At 59.7% G+C, this 20,041-nt stretch carries 19 protein-coding genes; 11 read left to right on the top strand and 8 right to left on the bottom strand.

All coding sequences use genetic code 11. The features are described 5' to 3' along the window. Nucleotides 1-325 precede the first annotated feature (325 nt). The 8 genes from hemN to ACVIYL_RS42980 form a co-directional block, all read right to left on the bottom strand. Nucleotides 326-1,678 carry an oxygen-independent coproporphyrinogen III oxidase gene (hemN, locus tag ACVIYL_RS43015; protein ID WP_456781509.1) on the bottom strand — a complete coding sequence of 451 codons (1,353 nt, stop codon included), beginning with the start codon at nucleotides 1,676-1,678 and terminating at the stop codon, nucleotides 326-328. Between the two features lie 598 nt (nucleotides 1,679-2,276). Next, entirely contained in the window at nucleotides 2,277-2,903 is a 627-nt protein-coding gene (locus ACVIYL_RS43010) for a hemerythrin domain-containing protein (RefSeq protein WP_456781508.1), read from the bottom strand. A 149-nt stretch (nucleotides 2,904-3,052) separates the two neighbouring features. Beyond that, nucleotides 3,053-3,646, bottom strand: a complete 594-nt coding sequence (locus tag ACVIYL_RS43005; RefSeq protein WP_456781507.1) for a helix-turn-helix domain-containing protein — start codon at nucleotides 3,644-3,646, stop codon at nucleotides 3,053-3,055. Between the two features lie 555 nt (nucleotides 3,647-4,201). Further along, nucleotides 4,202-5,035 carry a universal stress protein gene (locus ACVIYL_RS43000; RefSeq protein ID WP_456781506.1) on the bottom strand — a complete coding sequence of 278 codons (834 nt, stop codon included), beginning with the start codon at nucleotides 5,033-5,035 and terminating at the stop codon, nucleotides 4,202-4,204. A 176-nt stretch (nucleotides 5,036-5,211) separates the two neighbouring features. Then, the gene (locus ACVIYL_RS42995; RefSeq protein WP_456781505.1) at nucleotides 5,212-5,595 is read right to left on the bottom strand and encodes a hypothetical protein; all 384 of its coding nucleotides are present in this window, start codon (nucleotides 5,593-5,595) and stop codon (nucleotides 5,212-5,214) included. A gap of 65 nt (nucleotides 5,596-5,660) precedes the next feature. Continuing rightward, complete coding sequence (gene fixJ / locus ACVIYL_RS42990; RefSeq protein ID WP_456781504.1) at nucleotides 5,661-6,266, bottom strand: response regulator FixJ; 606 nt, start codon at nucleotides 6,264-6,266, stop codon at nucleotides 5,661-5,663. After that, a complete protein-coding gene (locus ACVIYL_RS42985; protein ID WP_456781503.1) occupies nucleotides 6,263-7,693 on the bottom strand; it encodes a PAS domain S-box protein in 1,431 nt (476 codons plus the stop codon). The genes fixJ and ACVIYL_RS42985 overlap by 4 nt, the downstream gene beginning before the upstream one ends. A 111-nt stretch (nucleotides 7,694-7,804) precedes the next feature. Next, a complete protein-coding gene (locus ACVIYL_RS42980) occupies nucleotides 7,805-8,065 on the bottom strand; it encodes a hypothetical protein (RefSeq protein ID WP_456781502.1) in 261 nt (86 codons plus the stop codon). A gap of 1,005 nt (nucleotides 8,066-9,070) precedes the next feature. Here ACVIYL_RS42980 and ACVIYL_RS42975 point away from each other — a divergent pair. The 11 genes from ACVIYL_RS42975 to ACVIYL_RS42925 all read left to right on the top strand — a co-directional run bounded on the left by ACVIYL_RS42975 (nucleotide 9,071) and on the right by ACVIYL_RS42925 (nucleotide 19,163). After that, nucleotides 9,071-9,298 (top strand): hypothetical protein, encoded by a 228-nt coding sequence (locus tag ACVIYL_RS42975; protein WP_028336473.1) that lies wholly within the window; start codon nucleotides 9,071-9,073, stop codon nucleotides 9,296-9,298. Between the two features lie 422 nt (nucleotides 9,299-9,720). Then, complete coding sequence (locus ACVIYL_RS42970; protein ID WP_310881337.1) at nucleotides 9,721-10,083, top strand: hypothetical protein; 363 nt, start codon at nucleotides 9,721-9,723, stop codon at nucleotides 10,081-10,083. Nucleotides 10,084-10,119: 36 nt separating this feature from the next. After that, nucleotides 10,120-11,772 (top strand): cytochrome-c oxidase, cbb3-type subunit I, encoded by a 1,653-nt coding sequence (gene ccoN / locus ACVIYL_RS42965; RefSeq protein ID WP_456781501.1) that lies wholly within the window; start codon nucleotides 10,120-10,122, stop codon nucleotides 11,770-11,772. Between the two features lie 8 nt (nucleotides 11,773-11,780). Continuing rightward, nucleotides 11,781-12,515, top strand: coding sequence for a cytochrome-c oxidase, cbb3-type subunit II (ccoO, locus tag ACVIYL_RS42960; protein WP_456781500.1), 735 nt, complete (start codon nucleotides 11,781-11,783; stop codon nucleotides 12,513-12,515). Between the two features lie 9 nt (nucleotides 12,516-12,524). Continuing rightward, nucleotides 12,525-12,689, top strand: coding sequence for a cbb3-type cytochrome c oxidase subunit 3 (locus ACVIYL_RS42955; RefSeq protein WP_310881340.1), 165 nt, complete (start codon nucleotides 12,525-12,527; stop codon nucleotides 12,687-12,689). Between the two features lie 6 nt (nucleotides 12,690-12,695). After that, the gene (ccoP, locus tag ACVIYL_RS42950; protein WP_456781499.1) at nucleotides 12,696-13,568 is read left to right on the top strand and encodes a cytochrome-c oxidase, cbb3-type subunit III; all 873 of its coding nucleotides are present in this window, start codon (nucleotides 12,696-12,698) and stop codon (nucleotides 13,566-13,568) included. Between the two features lie 77 nt (nucleotides 13,569-13,645). Beyond that, entirely contained in the window at nucleotides 13,646-15,115 is a 1,470-nt protein-coding gene (gene ccoG / locus ACVIYL_RS42945; protein WP_456781498.1) for a cytochrome c oxidase accessory protein CcoG, read from the top strand. 22 nt (nucleotides 15,116-15,137) lie between these two features. Then, a complete protein-coding gene (locus ACVIYL_RS42940; RefSeq protein ID WP_456781960.1) occupies nucleotides 15,138-15,638 on the top strand; it encodes a FixH family protein in 501 nt (166 codons plus the stop codon). Between the two features lie 12 nt (nucleotides 15,639-15,650). After that, nucleotides 15,651-17,837: a heavy metal translocating P-type ATPase gene (locus tag ACVIYL_RS42935; RefSeq protein ID WP_456781497.1), complete on the top strand. Its 2,187-nt coding sequence runs from the start codon at nucleotides 15,651-15,653 to the stop codon at nucleotides 17,835-17,837. Next, nucleotides 17,837-18,004, top strand: coding sequence for a cbb3-type cytochrome oxidase assembly protein CcoS (ccoS, locus tag ACVIYL_RS42930; protein ID WP_456781496.1), 168 nt, complete (start codon nucleotides 17,837-17,839; stop codon nucleotides 18,002-18,004). The genes ACVIYL_RS42935 and ccoS overlap by 1 nt, the downstream gene beginning before the upstream one ends. A gap of 973 nt (nucleotides 18,005-18,977) precedes the next feature. After that, nucleotides 18,978-19,163, top strand: a complete 186-nt coding sequence (locus tag ACVIYL_RS42925; protein ID WP_080667195.1) for a hypothetical protein — start codon at nucleotides 18,978-18,980, stop codon at nucleotides 19,161-19,163. Nucleotides 19,164-20,041: the final 878 nt, after the last annotated feature.

Here is a 20,041-nt window from a genome sequence, read left to right as displayed (position 1 = left end):
GGTCGCGGCATGGACGGGCACCAAGCGCAAGCTGGTGCGCGTTCCTGCCGGGAAAAGATGTGCTCGATCGACGCGACTATACGAAAATGCCGACAGCAAAGTCTTATAGTCGTGACCTTGCTGTTGATTTTGACCCTGCTTCCAGCACTCATGGATTCCACTCGACAGCCGAGTGTCGGTTCCAAGCTCTGTTTGAGATGCGCGGCTCGACGCGGGGGAGCGAACGGGATGCCAACCGGCGCGCTCTTCAGCGCCGCGATTGGTCGTCATCCAAAGCCAGTCGGGTGTCGAACTCCCATCCAAAACGCTCGGTTCTGCTCAGTCGTTAGACCGCCTGACTATGTATAGCTTTGGACCGAGGAAGGTGAGCGTCGAAAGCCGATGCGACGCTCCGGGCCAGGAACTCTGCGCCAGCGGCTACGGAAAGCTGACCATCCTCAATCGCCACGACGCCATCGGCGATAAGGCTGTCGAGCCGGTGACGATCGACGACAGCCGACCTCGGATCCCGGCCGTAACGACGCGATGTCTCGGAAAGATCGACAGCCAGGTCGCACATGATCCGCTCGATGATCTCGCCATGGAAACGATCGTCATCGGTCAGCAAATATCCCTTCGCGGTGGCGAGCCGATCCTCGGCGATGCGAGCGAGGTACTCCTTTGTCGAGACAGCGTTCGCGACGAACCCCTGTTGCATACGGCCGATGGCGCTGGCGCCCAGACCAATGAGGGCGTCCGCGCGATCGTCGGTATAGCCCTGGAAGTTGCGCCTTAACCTGCCTTCCCGCCTCGCTAGGACTAGATTGTCGTCCGGCAGGGCGAAGTGATCGATGCCGACGCGTACGTATCCCGCATCAACCAAAGTCTTGGCGATGGTTTCGGATTGGTGGTGGCGCGTGACGCTGTCGGGCAGGGCCGACGCATCGATCTTGCGTTGATGCTTCTTGGACGAAGGAATGTGCGCGTAGCCAAAGACCGAAAACCGATTCGGATGAAGGTCGAGGCATTTGGCGACGGTGTCCAGGCACGAGGCGACCGTCTGCAGGGGCAGGCCATAGAGGAGGTCGAAATTGATCCGCTCGACGCCGGCGCGGCGTAACCGGTCGACCGAAGTCGCGGTCTGTCCGAAGCTCTGCAGACGATTGATGCCCTGCTGAACAACAGGATCGAAGCTCTGGATACCAAGGCTCGCCCGGCTGACCCCGCAATAACCCAGCGCCTCGGCCATCGGCTCGCTCAACATGCGTGGATCGATCTCGACGGCGATCTCGGCATCGGGCAGGACAGCGAAGCAATAGCGCAACGAACTGACCAGATCAGCAAACGTTTCAGGCGTCATGATCGTCGGGGTGCCGCCCCCGAAGTGGATATGAGAAATCGGTTGCCGTCGACCAACGGTTTCTGCAACGAGGTAAGCTTCAGTCCGCAGTCCCGCTGCATAAATCGCGATCGGTTCCTGGCGTTTCGTGACAGATGTGTGGCAGCCACAGTACCAGCACATGCTTCGACAGAACGGCACGTGCACGTAGATCGAGGCGGATTGCTGGGCGCCCAACGACTTGAGCCACGTTTGGTAGTCGGATTCGCAAACCAACATTGAGAAATGGGGCGCCGTCGGATAGCTGGTGTAGCGGGGCAGCCGGTGCTGCCCGTAGGAGTTTGCCAAGTTCGGTCGCATTCGGATGCCTTTCTTTCTCTTCGGCCGATTATCGGACACGCCGCGGATAAGCTTTGCGCTGGCTCAAATATCCGCGCCGGGCCATCGTGGCCTTCAAGCCGAAATTGGTAGGGCATGCCCGCAGCGCATGCATTGCACTTCGAAACGCGATGAAGCGCTCGCCCGCTCGCAATGAGCAGCATCCTATACGCATGGGCGTCCGTAGATCGTTGGTGATCCAATCCAGTCACCGATTGAGTGGGGCGAACCAAACCGCAATCGGTGTAGATGTCGAAGGTCAGGTCCTGCGTTGCCCTGTGCCAGGCCCGGAGGGTTCGCGCAGCGGCCGCAACTGTCTATCCCGATCGGTCGGTGGATGTAGGGGGGCCGTTTGGCGCGATATCAGTCGGGGAAAGCCGAGCAACACCGCCGCTCGCCTTGCCGACGCTCAGGTCATGGAACCTGCGGGTTCGGCATGCCGATTGCGACCGGCGGACTGAAGGAAAGCAATTACGGATTTCGTCCTGGCTCGGCGCAGCGCATGCGCGCCAGGAAGAATCTCCTTCATTTCAATAGGATCTATGACGTCCACTTTCCCTCGTCAAACGCCAGCGATCAATTACGGTCCATCGGCTTTGGCGCCATCTGGCGGCTTGCCGGCCATTGCGGACGAAAACGCAACCGAGCTCCGTTCGGCTTCAGCTTCTTGCTCCAATTCTAGAATATGCGCTCTTAGTGCATCGGAAGTCGCTTCCGCTGCCTCGCTGAATAGCGGATCCCCGTCATCAGTACGGGCGGACGCGATTTCGGTCCAATCCTCAGCCGATAGAGCCTTGATGGCGGCGGGGAAGAAATCTCGTTCTTCCCACATCATGTGGCGCCGCTCCCGCAATATAAAGTCGCGCACGATGTTGCCGACGTCTTCCCGAAGAAGTTCACGATCCGCGAGGATACCATCGATAGCTCGAGCGAATTGGTGCAGACGGTCGATGACTTCGCGGTGTTCGTGCGCGAGATCGCCGACGATAGCAGCCGCGTCCGGATCGCGAGTTCTGAGCTTGGAGAAAATCTGGTCTTCCTGAGGATGATGGTACACCTCCGGGTAAACTTCGAAGTAGCTGATAATCGCGCGAATTACCTCATAGTCTGGACGGTCCCCATGCTCAAAAACCTCCAATTCACGTTGGAGGGCGACCAGAAGCAGATCAATATTGCGATGCTCTCGAAGCAGAAGATCGATAATCATGGCGGTGCTCCACGGAGGAACAATGTAAGCTAGCGATCCTGTCACCCGTGCGAGAGTCGCCCAAGCAAAGGTTCGATGTCCTTGACGCGCTGGATTTCTCGGCGCTGTTCGGTGCAAAGAGGTCGCGCATTTCACAGCGATGCTTGAGCTTAGCCAAAGTTCTGCGCAACGCGGCTGGACAATTTGTCGTTACGTAGCTCGATTCTGCGCAAGGACGGCAGGGCGATCACGCCATTCTGCTCGAGTTGAGTGAGGGTGCGCGAGACCGTTTCGATGGTCAAGCCAAGGTAATCTGCCACATCCTGACGTGACATGGGCAGTTCGATCGCAGCGTTCTTCGTAGCGCGGCGAGACATATCGAGCAGGAATGCCACGACCCGCTCTTCAGCGCTGCTGATCAGGAGCATCAGATGTTCCTGAAAGCGGCGGAGCTCAAGCGCCATCGCGTCCCATAGTTGCCGTGTGAGCTCGCTCTCGTGGCTGGCGCGAGCAATGAGAGCGCTGCGCTTCACCATCAAAAGATGCGTCTCACAGACCGCCTCCGCCGAAGAGATATGGCTGTCTCCGGCCTCGAAGCCGAAAATGTCACCGGGCAGATAAAACGCACCAATCTGTCGACGTCCATCTTCCATAATCTTGTAGGTTCGTGCAGCACCCGACACCACCTGATATAGGTATTCGGCTGCCTCATCCTCGCCATAGATCTCGCCATTGCGAGCGAACCGCATCGGGGTCGCAACCATACCAAACGGTCCATGGGTACGAGGTTGTCTGCACAAGACACTGCTCGAATGATGGCTAATCTCGTGAATGCTTGCGGCCTGAGCGTACATGGCGGACTCGATCTTCAGAACGTCGATGGGGCGGGGCGCATATTGGCCGCTTCTAACGAACTGGAAAATTTGGATGTTTCCCCTAAGTAGAACCCACTAAGTATTTATACGTAAGACCGTGAGGACGATTCTCGAATGAGTGCGGCGCCGCTTAGGTTGCTCGAATACGGCTCAAAGCCGACCAGGTCGCGTTTGGATTAGCAAGCTGCATGCTGGCTTGTCAGTCGTTCGGCTTGAAGGGAAGCTCGGACTTCGTCGGATGGGCGGTGACCAGATTGTCCCGCGCTTCCAGACCGGTAGCGTATGTGCAATGTTTCGAAAACCGCGGCGGATCGGCTTCCGCCTCGCCTCGTCGATGGAGCGACGGCGGGCGCACGAAAGCCAGGACAGACGGCGCTCTTCTTCGGTGGACGGCCGGTGCCTCGGCCTGCGCCGATCGACGGCGTTCAGACCGCATCTGGTGCTTCAATGCGACATCAAAACCGGGATAATGTTTGCACGAAGCAGGTCTCCCGCGATGCCACCGAGAAGCCTTTCCCGCAGCCAAGAGTGGCCGTATCCGCCCGTCACCAGCAGGCCGAGGCTTTCGTCCGCCACAAGCGATAGAAGGGCGCGGTGCGCTGATTGGGACGCTGGGAGCGACACGATCTTTGCAGGAAGCCCTGACCTTGCAAGATACTGTCCCACATGGTCGGCGGAACTTTCCGCCGGGACCTTGTGCGCAGCAGTGATCGCGATGACGGTCAGCGCTTCCGCTTCGCACAGCAGCGGCATCGCGTCGTGCAATGCGCGGGCCGCAAAGCGGCCGCCGTCCCAGCAAATCCCGATTCGTCTGGCCGAAAAAGCGCCGTGGAAGACGCTTGGCAGATACAGAACTGGCTTGCCGGCCTGGAACAGGATCTCCTTGGGAATAATGTTGTCGTAGCTGTCGTAGCCGCCCTGGGGCTGTGTGACGATAGTCATGTCGTGCACTCGCGCGCTGGCGCAGATGCTTCGACGCGCCTCCGCCGGAACTGCAGTGAGCGCGCGGCTCGCATAGGAAATGCCGGCACCCCTTGCCTGCAGATCAAAGACATGAAGTGCCGCCTCGGCTCTCTCCAACGCACGGGCCTGCTCGATTTCAAAGACCGAAGTGACGGCCGCCCCGCCGAGTGCAGCGAGCGGAATAATGGTTCTCTCGTAACCGATTGCCAAAACGTCAAGATGCGCGCCGGTGCTCTGCGCGAAGGAAATCGAACCGTTCACCGTCGCCCGCACCGGGAGCTCGGTGGGAAGATGGACCAATATGTTCCCGAACATTGCCGTTCTCCGGGCATGAAAGGATTGCTGCCCATCGGAGCACAAATCTGGAGCCGGGCAATTGATCTGCTTCTAGCGCTCGTAGATTTGTTTAGGCAGCATCAAACCGGCCACGGACAGTTCGCGCAGGTCCGATGCCAAGTAGAACCAGCATGGCATCTATTGCATCGGTCATGTCAACCGCGAATCCTGCACGATTCGTGCACAGCGATCTCTGTTGCACAGATCAGGGGGATCGGGGTGGCCGGAGATCGCGGATGCCGTCCATTCCTTGCCATCGCCTGCTCGATATTCATGTCGTCGAAACAGTTTGCACTGAGAGGAACGGCCAGCCAGTAATGGAGGGTGATGTGCGGCTGGTCGCCGCGGTTAAGCCCGATACGCCAATGCTCCAACTTCTCTAGCGGCTGCTGCAAAATCAAACAGCGGCATGCGAGGACATCGTCCCAGATGGGGGCGGGCGCCAGGTGACGTGCGCGTGCACCGTTCGCCCGGGCTCGCCTTGACCGCTGGGCAACGCATTTCCAGGAGGCTCCGCCTACGCGATTGAGATCATTCATGGACGATCCGTCTAAGATTTTTTCGAACCACTGTTCGTCCCCTGTATCGCGCGCTCGCGACCCTGTTAGAGGCCGGCGGCGATGGCGATCCGCATCAGCTCGGACATGCTGCGTACATTGGTCTTGGCCATGAGGTTGGCGCGGTAAACCTCGACCGTCCGGGGGCTGATGCCAAGATCATGGGCGATTACCTTGTTGATCTTGCCTGCTAATAGTCCCCGCAGGACGTCACGTTCGCGCGACGAGAGATCCGCAAGGCGGGCTTCTGCCTGCAGTTTCGCTGCGTCATCGGCTAGATTCGTCGACCGCGCTTCCAAAGCACCGTTGATGGCACGCAACAGCACCTCGTCCTCAAACGGCTTCTCGATGAAATCGACCGCACCCGCTTTCATCGCTTCAACTGCCAGCGATACGTCGCCATGACCGGTTATCAGGACGACCGGACAGATGATGCGATCGGCCTTCAGCTTGCGGACCAGTTCGAGGCCACTCATGCCTGGCATGCGGATGTCTGATACAACGCAGTCGAGCGGAGCGCTCGCAATGTCATTGAGAAACTCGGCCGCGGTCTCGTAGGTTGCTGCCCAGAAACCACTAATATCAAGCAGAAACGCCAGAGAGTCCCGCATCGCGGCGTCATCGTCGATCACAACAATGCGCCGCTCGGTCATGCTTCTTCACCGAGGTCCGCAAATGGCAGCGTAAACTGGAAGATCGTGCCCCCGCCCGGATTCGCTTGCGCGACGATGTGGCCGCCGTGGGATTCGACGATTGTCCGGCAGATTGATAGTCCAATACCCATGCCGTGCTCCTTCGTCGTGACAAAGGGCTGGAACAGGCGGTCGGCGACGTCAGCACTGATGCCGGAACCCGTGTCGGCAACGGTAAACGTGGCGAGGCCATCGACCTTGCTAACTCCGACGGTCAATTCGCGGCGCGGACAGGAGGCCATCGCCTCGATTGCGTTGCGTATCAGGTTTAGCGCGACTTGCTGGATCTGGATCTTGTCTACGATCATTGACGGCAGATCGCGGTCGCTGTGCATCGTCACCCGCACGCCTTGCTCCTTGGCGCCGAGCAGGGCCAGCGCCACAGCCTCTTCAAGAAGCGTGAGCGGATTTTCCACAGAATGCTGCGTCTCGCCTTTGGCAACGAATTCCCGCAGCCGCTTGATGATATCGCCAGCGCGCAGAGCCTGTTGGACAGCGTGTTCCAGTGCATCACCGATGCGATTGGCGTTCGGCTTGTCCGACGCCAGCAGAACTTTTGCGCCGCGCATGTAGTTTGTGATCGCGGAGAGCGGCTGGTTGATTTCATGGGCGATGGACGATGCCATCTCACCCATGGCGGTCAGCCGTGACACGTGAACGAGCTCAGACTGCAGCTCTTGCAGCCGCCGTTCCTGCGCCCGTCGTTCGGTTAGGTCTCGGATGAAGCCGGTGAAGAAGCGTTCGCCGCGAACGTTGGCCTCGCCGACGGCAAGCTCCATCGGAAATGTCGAGCCATCGCTCCGCTCGCCGACCACGATGCGACCGATGCCGATGATGCGCCGCTCGCCGGTGGTCAGATAACGTTCAATGTAGCGCTCGTGCTCGGCCCGGTAGGGCTGCGGCATCAACTTGGATACATTCCTTCCAACTACTTCGTCAGGCAACCAGCCAAACAAGCGCACTGCCGCGGCGCTGAATGAGCGAACGATACCCTTGTCGTCAATCACGATCATGGCTTCCGGCACGGTGTCCAGAATCGACTGCAGATGGGCTTGCCGATACCGCGCCTGCTCCGATTCCTGCCGCAGTCGGTCGCCCATGAAGCCAAGCATGGGACCAATTACCGCAAATGCGGCAGTATCGATCATGTTTGCGGAAACGGTGATGAGGCCTTTCCCAAGAAATGTCGCGCTGATGACGAGGCAGAGCAGGGTTGCGAGGCTCGCGGGCCCGCGGCCGCCGGCGAAAGCTGCAAAAACGATCGCCGGAAGGTATATGATCGTAAATGGGCGGTCCTCGAGATACGGATTTAGCGCCGCGCGGAGCACGAGGGCGAGCGCAGCGGCTGCCGCGGCAGCGCCATAGCGATACCAGATGTGGTCGGACATATTTGCCGGTGGACCTTCTCATTCAATCGACCTACATCGTTTGGCCGCGGGAGACCACCGGAGGCAGACGCGTGTCAAATAACGCCGATAGATTGTGCAGGATAGCCAGCGCTACTTGAACCAAATGCGCCAGTGCGTGGGCTGCACAGCAACGTGTTCCCCGCTTTTCGCCTTGATCCAGCCGCCGAAGATCCGGCGGCAAGGAAAGACCAGCCGATGAATCGCATTACCCTCGATCACGCCAATCTCCAGGTCCCGATCAAAGGGCGCCGTCTCGATCCGCTCCCAGGTCGCGTTGCCGTTAGATCCTGGACGGTGTTCATCGCCACCGACTGACAATTCAAGCAACCTTCCAGACATTCCGAACCACATCACTTGTCCGCCGCGCGAACAGCTTGAGCTAAATATCACGCACGGCTCGCGCGGTCTCCTGTCATATCGAGCATCCTTTATTGGTGGGACGTTTCCTTCACGGCGTCAATCGTAAGGCGGACGGGCTAGCTGCGCTCGGCCCGGAGGCATCGAGTCGGTCCGCGGATCGATGAAGTGGACACCATCACAAGCGACGCAGGTTATCGGGTGCAGGTTATTGGCACCTGGCTCGGCTGCGTCGTCCGGCAGCAGTCCCTGAACCCGGTCGCCCGTACTTGGGCACGAAAAGATGATCGGGCGCCAAGTCTTTCTGTGTGCCATGTGTGTGACCTTCTGGAGGATCGTTTCTATCGGTCGGCGACTGCTGAAGTATTGATCCAGGTCAAAAACGCGCCGTGCGCGTCTAGCGCGACCGACGGCGCGTGCTGCGCCCCGGGTGGGCAGGGTGGACAAGCATGTTCCGCTCAGGTGACTAGCTAGGGCCGCGCCTCAGTTCCGACAACCTGGATGCAGCCGGGTTGATGGAAATCAAAATGCAGGACGCGCAATCATGCGAATGTTGAAGCGCACCGCACGCACATCGGACATGACAACAGGTGTCATTAATGATGCGAGCGGCGTGAAGGAGATCTTAGATTGATTGCTCGCTTCGCATTGTCGGTGGCCTTGCCGGCGCTGATCGCAGCCATAGGCTTTGGCGCGGAAGCCCTGAACCTTGGCCTTATCGAAACCTTGGCTGCGGCGAGCCTGATCATCGGCTTCGCCATTGCGGCGGCAGGGTGGGCCGTCAGAAGCGAGATAGGAACGGTTCGCCTCATTTGCTTACGATCATGGGGGCGCCGGTCCTGCCGACGATAGTGCTGGGCCGCCGGCACTCGTCAGAAGAGCCTCTTTCACGGTGAGTGGCCAATTGCTTTGGGATGCTGCTTGAGACAAATCAAATACTCTCCTGGTTCTAATGGCAGAATAGGCAAGGATGAGCAAACCCACCGAAGGAGGGTAGTCATGCCTTCATTTAACGTTCGCTTCATTAAGACCGTTTGCGACGATACCGGCCACGAGCATCGTGCCTGTCAGGCAGCGTTCAAGGTCGACGCCGCATCGCTGAGTGCTGCTGCACAGCAGGCGGAGACCGACTTCTGCAAGCAAAAAGGTGTTCGCGATTGGACCATCTTCGCCGATGCGATGGAGCTTCGAACGCCGCCTGCATTGCCGCCGGCATGGGGCGGCTAGTCTGATTTCGGCTAGCAGGTCCCGCGAACTCTCATAGCGTGGTCATTCTGCGAGTTCGGGCTCGATCTCGTAAAACTTCGCTTCGAGCGTCGATTCGAAGGAGCTCGCGAATACTGTCGCCGCCAAATGCAGCAGGCGTCTTGTTGTGCGTGACACGAAGGGCCCTTGCGGCACTCTTGCCGGCCGCTCGTTCAGCCGGCTCGCTCCGGCGCTCCGCCAAGCCTCTTGCCGGTAGGGCGATTGCTCCCACGTTGATCTTATTTGATGCAGGTCAAAAACAATTCCGCCTCCAGCAGCTATGGCTGCTTCGAGGGATATGACACATGGTTAGCCAACCTGCACATATCGGTGGTCCTTGGCGGTTGAGGAATTTGCTCAGCCGGTTACGAGCGAGCCTGTCTCGGACATCCGAGCTGGCTTACTTGAGCCCGCAGGACGTCGATGCGATCGCGCGTGAGCTTAATCTGTCCACACCCGCTTTTCGAGCCCTGGCGCAAAGTCCGGGCTCTCCCGAACTCTTGAGCAAGCGCCTTGCGCTTGCTGGTTTTTCCGAAGGTGCGCTTGCCGCCTGCCATGGTGACGTATTGCGCGATCTGCAGCGGGTGTGCGGCCTATGTCAGGCGAAGGCCCGTTGCGCCGCCGACCTCCAAACAGGGAAGTATCGAAATCCGCTGAAAGACTGCCCCAACGAACACACCCTGCGCGCGCTCGATCGTAGGATCGATGACGGCCTCCCGCAGCGCTTCGCGATTGATGAATCCAATCGCCCAGCTCTCCGAAAATAATCCCCCAAGCATCCCGCTTTCGAAGAAGGCCAAGCCATGACAAGCCCATCCCCTGCCTCGAAATCCACGACCATGGGTGAAGCAGGCCTGATGTCGGTATTCGCAGTTTCTGCCTACGTTTTCTTTTTCGCCGGAGCGATGGGGCACGATTCTGCGTTTACCTTCCACGCATTGCTGGCTTCCGCCGCCAGCCTAGCTGCTGCAGGCGTCATCCTCAATCGCTACTATGAACGGCCGGCGCAATTACCGCCGGCGCAGATCAATGGCCGACCGAACTACAATCTCGGTCCGATCAAATTCGCCTCGGTGCTGGCGATGTTCTGGGGCATTGCGGGCTTTTCCATCGGTCTGCTGATCGCCTCGCAACTTGCCTGGCCTGCACTGAATTTTGACCTGCCCTGGACGAGCTTCGGCCGGCTTCGCCCGCTGCACACATCGGCGGTGATCTTTGCGTTCGGCGGAAACGTGCTCATCGCGACCTCGTTCTACGTCGTGCAGAAGACATGCCGTACGCGCTTGGCCGGCGATCTTGCGCCATGGTTTGTGGTCGTTGGCTATAATTTCTTCATTGTGATCGCGGGCACCGGCTATCTGTTCGGTGTCACTCAGTCGAAGGAATATGCCGAGCCGGAGTGGTACGCCGATCTCTGGCTCACCATCGTCTGGATCACCTATCTCATGGTGTTCCTGGCGACATTGCTGAAACGGAAAGAACCGCATATCTTCGTCGCCAACTGGTTCTATCTCGCCTTTATCGTCACCATTGCAGTGCTCCACCTTGGCAACAATCCCGCATTGCCGGTCTCGGTGTTCGGTTCGAAATCCTACATTGCCTGGGGCGGCGTCCAGGATGCCATGTTTCAGTGGTGGTACGGCCACAACGCGGTCGGCTTCTTCCTGACCGCAGGTTTCCTGGCGATCATGTACTACTTCATTCCGAAGAGAGCCGGACGCCCGGTCTATTCTTACCGTCTGTCGATCATCCACTTCTGGGCGCTGATCTTCCTCTACATCTGGGCCGGTCCGCACCATCTACACTACACGGCGCTGCCGGACTGGACACAGACGCTGGGCATGACGTTCTCGATCATGCTGTGGATGCCCTCATGGGGCGGCATGATCAACGGCCTGATGACGCTTTCGGGCGCCTGGGACAAGCTGCGCACCGACCCGGTGCTACGCATGCTCGTGGTCTCGGTTGCCTTTTACGGCATGGCGACGTTCGAAGGTCCCACCATGGCGATCAAGGTCGTCAATTCGCTCAGTCATTACACGGATTGGACGGTCGGCCATGTGCATTCGGGCGCGCTGGGCTGGGTCGGCTTCGTATCATTCGGCGCGCTGTATTGTCTGATTCCTTGGCTTTGGAATCGCCAGCTGTATAGCCTCAAGCTCGTCAACTGGCACTTCTGGATCGCCACGATCGGAATCGTGCTCTACATCTCCGCGATGTGGGTGTCCGGCATCCTGCAGGGGCTGATGTGGCGCGCCTATACCTCGCTTGGTTTCCTCGAGTACTCGTTCATCGAGTCGGTCGAGGCCATGCATCCCTTCTACATCATCCGTGCCGCGGGCGGCGCACTGTTCCTGATTGGTGCGCTGATCATGGCCGCCAACCTCTGGATGACCGTGAACGCACAGGAAGCCGATCAAATCCAGGACGCTAGAGCGCTCCAGGTCGCGGAATAGGTCATCGCATGTCGCTCTGGAACCGACACAAGATCTTTGAGAAGAATTCGATCATCTTGATCGCCGGCATCCTTGCCGTGATAGCGGTCGGTGGCCTGGTCGAGATCACGCCGTTGTTTTACCTCAAGAGCACGATCGAGGCGGTGGACGGTGTGCGGCCGTATACGCCGCTCGAGCTTGCCGGCCGCAACATCTACGTACGTGAGGGCTGCTACCTCTGTCACTCGCAGATGATCCGGCCGTTGCGCGACGAGGTCGAGCGCTACGGGCATTACTCGCTGGCCGCTGAGAGCATGTATGACCACCCGTTTCAATGGGGCTCGAAGCGAACCGGCCCGGACCTCGCACGGGTTGGCGGGAAATATTCCGATGACTGGCACGTCACGCATTTGATCAATCCGCGCGCCATCGTGCCGCAATCGGTGATGCCGGGCTATCCGTCGCTGGCGAACACGGAGGTCGACCTGACCGATATGGTCGCACATCTGCGCACCAATCGGGCAATCGGCGTCCCCTATACCGAGGACCAGATCAAGAACGCTGTCGCCGACCTGAAGACGCAGCTCGATCCCGATAGCGCCAACGTCGAGTCGTTCCAGAAGCGCTATCCGAAGGCGACTGTGCGCAATTTCGACGGCAGGGCCGGCAATCCAACCGAACTCGATGCGCTCGTCGCCTACCTGCAGATGCTCGGCACACTGATCGATTTCAAGCTCTACGACGAAAAAGCCAACCTGCGCTGAAGGATCCTCATGAAAGCCGTTCTTTCCATCGAGAACCTGGCATCAAGCTTCGTCGTGACGCTCTGGACCCCGTTGTTCGTCGGCATCTTCGTAGCCATCGTCATTTACGCGCTCTGGCCCCGCAACAAAAGGCGTTTTGATTCTGCGGCGCGCATGCCGCTGCGCCGGGACTGACAGGTCATGACCGAGCACAACGACATCGATCACATCTCCGGCCGCTCCACGACGGGGCACGAATGGGATGGTATAAAGGAGCTCAACACGCCGCTGCCGCGCTGGTGGATCTTAAGCTTCTACGCCACGATCCTTTGGGCGATCGGCTACTGGGTCGTTTATCCGGCCTGGCCGCTCTTCTCAAGCTACACGACTGGCGCGTTTGATTATTCGACGCGCGCCACCGTCGTTGACGAGCTTGCAGGTCTTGAGAAGCTGCGCGGCGAGAAGATGGCCGTGCTGGGCAAAGCGTCTCTTATCGAGATCGAGAAGGATCCTGCCCTGCTGGGATTGGCCCGCGCGCGCGGTAAGACGGTGTTCGCCGACAATTGCGCGCCATGCCATGGGAGCGGCGGTGCGGGTGCCAAGGGGTATCCTAATCTCAATGACGATGACTGGCTGTGGGGCGGATCGCTCGACCAGATCCTGCAGACCATCCAGTTCGGCGCACGTTCCGGACATGCCCGGGCGCATGAGGGACAAATGCTGGCCTTCGGCCGTGACGGCATCCTCACGAAAACCGAGATTGTTACCGTAGCGAATTACGTGCGATCGCTGTCAGGCCTGACCACGACAGCCAATTTCGATGCTGCTGCCGGCACAAGGATCTTTGCCGAGAATTGCGCGGTCTGTCATGGCGAGAACGCCAAGGGCAATCAGGCACTCGGCGCGCCGAATCTGACTGACCGGATTTGGCTGTACGGCTCGGACGAGGACACGCTGGTCGAGACCATCAGCTATGGCCGTGCCGGCATTATGCCGGCTTGGAGCGGGCGGCTAGATCCCGTCACAGTCAAGGCACTTGCCGTCTATGTGCATTCGCTCGGCGGCGGACAATAGCCGAGATGGGCCGCAAAACCTGCGGCGCCGTTGACCCGGATCAACGTGAGTCATCCGCGCCCGATGTGAGGTCGGTCATGAAGCCCGCCGTGAACAAGACCGTTTCGCTCGATGGCCCGGGGATCGACGAGGATGGACCCCTCTATGTAGCCCAAAGCAAGGTCTATCCGCAGAGCGTCCACGGTACTTTCCGCACGATCAAATGGCGGCTGATGGCGGTCTGTCTCGGCATCTACTACCTGCTGCCCTTCGTGCGTTGGCAACGTGGCCTCGGCGCTCCCGATCAGGCGGTGTTGCTCGATTTCCCGAACCGGCGGTTCTACTTCTTCTTCATCGAGTTGTGGCCGCAAGAACTCTATTACTTCACCGGTTTGCTCGTGCTTGCCGCGATGGCCCTGTTCCTGATGAACGCGCTAGGCGGGCGGATTTGGTGTGGCTATCTCTGTCCGCAGACGGTCTGGACCGACCTGTACTATGCGCTCGAGCGCTGGGTCGAGGGCGACCGTCGCGATCGGCTGAAGGCCGCCGCTCGCCCAATGACAGCGGGGCGCACGGCAAGGCACGTGCTGAAGCACGCAATCTGGTTGATGATCGCTTGGTGGACCGGCGGCGCCTGGGTGCTCTACTTCGCCGACGCGCCGACCTTGGTGCGCGATCTGGCGACGTTCCAAGCGCCCGCAATCGCCTATATCTGGATTGGGGTCTTGACCGCTTCGACGTATCTGCTGGCTGGCTACATGCGCGAGCAGGTTTGCGTATATATGTGCCCGTGGCCGCGCATCCAGGCCGCGCTCACCGACGAATGGGCCCTCAATGTCACCTATAAGTACGACCGCGGCGAGCAGCGCTGCTCATTGAAGAAATCATTCGATCTACGCGCGCGGGGCGAAAGGGCCGGAGACTGCATCGATTGCAATCAATGCGCGGCGGTGTGCCCGACCGGGATCGATATCCGCAACGGCGCCCAACTGGGCTGTATCCAGTGCGGGCTATGCATCGACGCCTGCGATGCCGTCATGAGGAAGATCGGGCGCAAAACCGGCCTGATCGGTTACGACAACGACATCAATATTCGGCGGCGGATGGACGGCAGGTCGGAGCTATTCAAGCCGGTACGGCCCCGCACGCTCGTCTACGCTCTTTTGATCGCGCTCGTCTGCGCCGTGATGCTTTATGGGCTGTTGTCGAGAACGCTGCTCGATCTCAGCGTCCTACACGACCGTAATCCCGTGGCGGTCAGGCTCAGCGACGGTTCGGTTCGCAACGGCTATACGGTGCGCCTGCTCAACAAGCGCGGCTTCGATCGCGTGATCGCGATCGACGTCGACGGGCCGCCCGAAACGTCCGTCCACGTCGTCGGCGCCGATTCGGTGACCGTCGATCGACCGATGATCGTCTTGGCTCGCGATACGACGACAGAACTGCGCGTGCTGCTGACAGCGCCGGTCGACGACAAGTCGCAACGCTCGATGCCGGTGAAGTTTCGGGTCACCGACATTGGCCTCGGCGAAGTCGCCTCCTCAATGGATCATTTCGTCCTCCCCTAACGATCACTGTCGGGATCTGACCATGACCGCATCAATTCCAGTCGCGCGGCCCATCACCGGACGCTTCGTCCTGATCGCCATTCTCACCTTCTTTTCGGTCGTGATTGGCGCCAATCTGGTAATGATGCGCTTTGCCATCACGACCTTGCCGGGGGCGGAGGTTGACAGCGCCTATAGCGCGAGCCTCGCCTATGAGCGTGAGATCATCGCGGCACGGCAGCAGAACGAGCGAAGCTGGCGGGTGCAGGGGCATATCCACCGGCAGCCAGACGGTGAAGCCGTGCTTGCGATCGAGGTGCGCGACCGCTCAGGCGCGCCTGTCGCCGGAATGAATTTCGTGGCCCGGCTCGAGCGCCCGGTCGACCGCCGGGCCGATCGGGCGATTGATGTTTCGCAGGCCAGTGTTGGAACTTACCGGGGCAGTGCCTCGGGCGTCGCTGTCGGACAGTGGGATCTCGTGATCGAGGGCGATGCCAATGGCCGCCGCATGTTTGTATCGAAAAACCGCGTCATCCTGAACTGAGAGTACATACCCATGCAGGCAGACATCGATTTTTCTCACTTTCTGAAGAGGGCAGGCGCGGGCCTCGTTCAGCTCGACCTCGCGGTGGAGGGCATCAATTGCGCGGGCTGCATGGGCAAGATCGAGCGCAATCTGTCGAGCATTCCGGATGTGACCTCGGCCCGCGTGAACCTCACCGAAAACCGGCTGGCGCTCGAGTGGAAGGCAGGAGCGCTCGATCCAGCGCTATTTGTCAAGCGGCTCGCCGAATTAGGCTATCGGGCATATCCCTTCCAGCGGGACAATGCGGAGACGCTGGAGGCGGAGAGGGCGCAGAGCTTGCTGCGGCGGCTGGGCGTCGCCGCCTTTGCGGCGATGAACGTGATGATGCTGTCGATCCCGGTATGGTCCGGAAATGTCTCGGACATGCTGCCGGAGCAGCGCGACTTCTTTCATTGGCTTTCCGCGCTGATCGTCCTGCCGGCCGCGGCTTATTGCGCGCAACCGTTCTTCTCTTCCGCTTTTGCTGCGCTGCGGGCGCGCGGAGCCAATATGGACGTGCCGATCAGCATCGGCATCCTGCTCGCCTTGGCAACTTCGGTGATCGAGACCATCGGTCATGCCGAGCACGCCTATTTCGATGCGGCGATCATGTTGATCGCCTTCCTGCTCGCAGGCCGCTATCTCGACCAGAACATGAGGCGGCGCACCCGCGCCTTCGCCAGCAACCTTGCTGCACTGAAGGCGGAGACTGCGGCGAAGTTCATAAGCCCGACCGAGATCAGAACCGTTCCGGTGGCGGCGATCAAACCGGGAGATATCGTGCTGGTGCGACCCGGCGAGTGCTGTACCGTCGACGGCAACGTAATCGAGGGATACTCCGAGGTCGATCAAAGCCTCGTTACCGGCGAGACCTTGCCGGCGATTGCGGCTCCTGGCAGTGCGGTGTTCGCCGGCACGTTGGTTCGATCCGGCACCCTGCGCGTCCGCGCGGCGACGGCCTCGGACGGCACCCTGCTTGCCGAGATCTCCAGGCTACTTGATCATGCCTTGCAAGCGCGCTCGCGCTATCTGCGCCTCGCTGAGCGCGCGTCGCGGCTCTATGCACCGATCGTTCACACAACGGCCTTCCTGACGATGCTGGGCTGGCTGGCCTTCGGCGCAACCTTCCATGATTCGGTCGTCACCGCGATTGCGGTCTTGATCATCACCTGCCCTTGCTCGCTGGGCCTGGCGATCCCCGCGGTGCAGACCGTGGCCTCCGGCGCACTATTCCGTTCCGGCGTGCTGCTCAATGCCGGGGATGCGATCGAGCGTATTGCCGAGGTGGACCGAGTGATTTTCGACAAAACCGGTACGCTGACGCTGCCCGAGCTCGACGTCGCCAACCTCGCCGCCATTCCCGAAGATGTCATCAAATTGGCGGGCCGGTTGGCACTGTCGAGCCGCCATCCGATCGCCGCCGCCGTCGTGCGAGCTGCCGGCGCAAGCGAGCCGCTGGCCGATATCGAAGAGGAGCCCGGGCGGGGCGTCCACGGTTGCTATGAAGGGGCGCCGATCCGGCTTGGCCACGCCTCGTTCTGCGGTGCCGACAGCCTCGCAGACGAGATCCTGTGCCGTGATCCCGAGGCCTCTGTCGTCGCGTTCAGCCATGGCGACGCCAGGCATGTCTTCGCCATCCGGCAACGGATACGGCCAGACGCGGCCGAGGTCGTCGCGGGCCTCGCACGCCTCGGTATCATGGTGGAGATTGTTTCGGGGGATCGTGAGCCCGCTGTTCGGCGGGCGGCCGAGACGCTCGGCATTATCAAGTGGCGCGCCAACGTCTCGCCGATGGACAAGGTCGCTCGGATCGAGGGTCTGACCAGCCAGGGGTACAAGGTGTTGATGGTCGGCGACGGCTTGAACGATGCACCCGCGCTCGCCGCGGCGTATGCCTCGATGTCGCCTGTCACTGCCACCCATATGAGCCAGGCAGTCGCTGATGCGGTCTTCCTCGGTCAGCGTCTCGGGCCGGTGATGACGGCGGTCAGAGGCTCGCGCAGGGCGCTGCGGCTGATGCGGCAGAATCTCTGGCTTGCTGTCGTCTATAACGTCCTGGCCGTACCTATTGCGATCGCCGGCCTGGTGACGCCGCTGATTGCCGCTGCGGCGATGTCAGGTTCGTCGGTACTGGTTATGCTTAATGCGCTGCGGGCACGTAGGAGCGTGGCAGCCTGATGGAAGTCCTAGTCTATCTGGTTCCGCTCGCACTTTCGCTCGGCTTCGTCGGCCTGCTGGGCTTTCTGTGGTCGCTGAAGAGTGGCCAGTATGACGATCTCGACGGGGCGGCTTGGCGCGCAATCACCGATGACGAGCCCAACGAGCCCTCGGCGCCGGTCCAATAGTGCAAATGGACCAGCGCATTTGCGGAAGCGGTCGTCAACGCTGTGCAGGTGAGTACTAGCTCGCGCATCCAGTCGGCCCACCGCTACTGCGGGGCAAGCGATCGCAAGGTCGGACAGCGAGCGGCTTGTTGATGGAGGCAACGCGCGCCATGATCAGCAACGGCTACTCGGTGGCCGTGCGGCTACCGATGGCGAGCTGGTGTCTGGGACCACGATTGTTGTATCGCGTCTTCAGTAGCCGTCGCCTTCGAGCACGATACCCGGCAGGGCAACCTCATCGATCATCGCAATTTTCGATCGGCAATCAACCGGGCTAGCGATGTCGCATTATTCGGCAAGGTCCAGCGAGAACGCTCGATGGACATGGCTGCTCCCTGCACCTAACGCCAATATAGCGGGGGGTAACATGGCTCGATGCGGCGGCAACCTATCGAAAGCAACGGCTTCGAGTTGAACGATCAAGCTTCAGCTTCGTCCCGCCCGCGGCAAATATGCATGCATGACATAGACAGGCAATCTGGACGAACATACGGCGATTGAGGCTAAAATTGTTGGCCGTCGAGGATGTCACCGCGAACGAAATAATGGTTTGTCGCTCTCACGCCTTCGTCAAAAGACGTGAAAGCTCCTCATATGGTCCCTTCTAAGCTTGATACAAACCACGAACCTGCGCAGTTCTCAGGCTAATCGCCATTCGCTTGCTCAGGGTTTTCAGACTTGTTATAACTTGCTTGGTTTCGAGCAGCGATGCGTCGATTAGGAGGGCTGCATTCGCCAAATTCATGGCGGTCTCTCAACGCGAAAACCTCCACGAAATTTACAACCGGGCAGCCGCCGTTAATGTCCGAGCTATTGTCTTCTGAACATATGACCGAGCTTGCATCTTTTGGCGAGTTCTATGTTGCCTCTTTTTACGGTCGTCGCTGTGAAAAAACTATGTTACAAGCCGCTCCTCTCAAAAGGAGCATTCATTGTGAAAAAAGCAACCAAGAAACGCGTTAAGCGGCGTGAGTGGACCAAGGCAGATATCAAAGAGCTGAAGGTCCATTCAAAGGCTCGGACCCCGGTCATAAAAATATCAAAAATGACCAAACGCTCTGTCGGTGCGCTACGCCAGAAGGCCTTACATCTGGGAATCGGACTGGGACATCAGCGTTAGCTTATGCGCTGGTGATTGGTACAGTAGGGCGGCTCGCGGGCCGCCCTTATTGGTTGCTGGGTTTGTAGCGCAACACGTCTTGCGGATTTCCACGAACGGTCTGCAGGTCTGCTTCTCGGCGTGTGCCCGCCAGAGGCCTGGCCGCTTGGTTCTGCGGTCGATCAGCTTTGAAGAGGTCCCTGAGCCCTCAACTGGCTGGTCGGAGAAGAGATTATGACGACGTCATGATCGGTTGCCCGGACAAGGAGCGTCGCCGGCGCAGGGCAGAACGAGTGTCCGTAATTGGCGGCGCGTCCAAAGATCTTCGTAGCTTCGCAGGACCGATGATCGATTTGCGATGGAGAGATGAGCTTTTCACTTACGTGCTGGCTGGAGCTTCGGGATCGCTGAGCAGCCTCCAGCGCCCCGGCATCTTTGAGGCTTTTGAAGGCGCTTGGTGGTTGCGCCCAAGCGACCGTGCCAAGTGCTAGATTCAGCTGTCTCGTTGTTGCTGCGATCGGATCCCCTCGACTGATCATAGTGGAGAAAGTCGCGTTATGGCCTGAGAGAAAGTTCTGTAATCCGGATGGGGCCACTGGGCCACTGGCTCATAGTGCAGCCGATGGGAACAACGTTGCGAGTAACGCGTTCCTCGACGATGATCGGAGGTTAAGATTTGGGCGTAAGCGTGCGCCGCCGGGCGTGCTGGTTAGCTCGAGCTTCCGAACGATACGGTGCGCTCAGCAGCAATAGAAACAGCGCTCGGTTGGCTTGATATCTTGCGGCGGAGCGGCTGCGTCCTGAACCCGTCATCACCCGCGTGCCTTCGGCGGTATATACGGACCACAGCCATCTTCGTCCGCGCTGTTTCAAGAAAAACTCGAAGACTGGAAGCGTCG

This window comes from Bradyrhizobium sp. USDA 3315, from assembly GCF_054056795.1.
The sequence above is the reverse complement of the archived record's forward strand: the minus strand, read 5'-3'. Positions and strand labels throughout refer to the sequence as shown.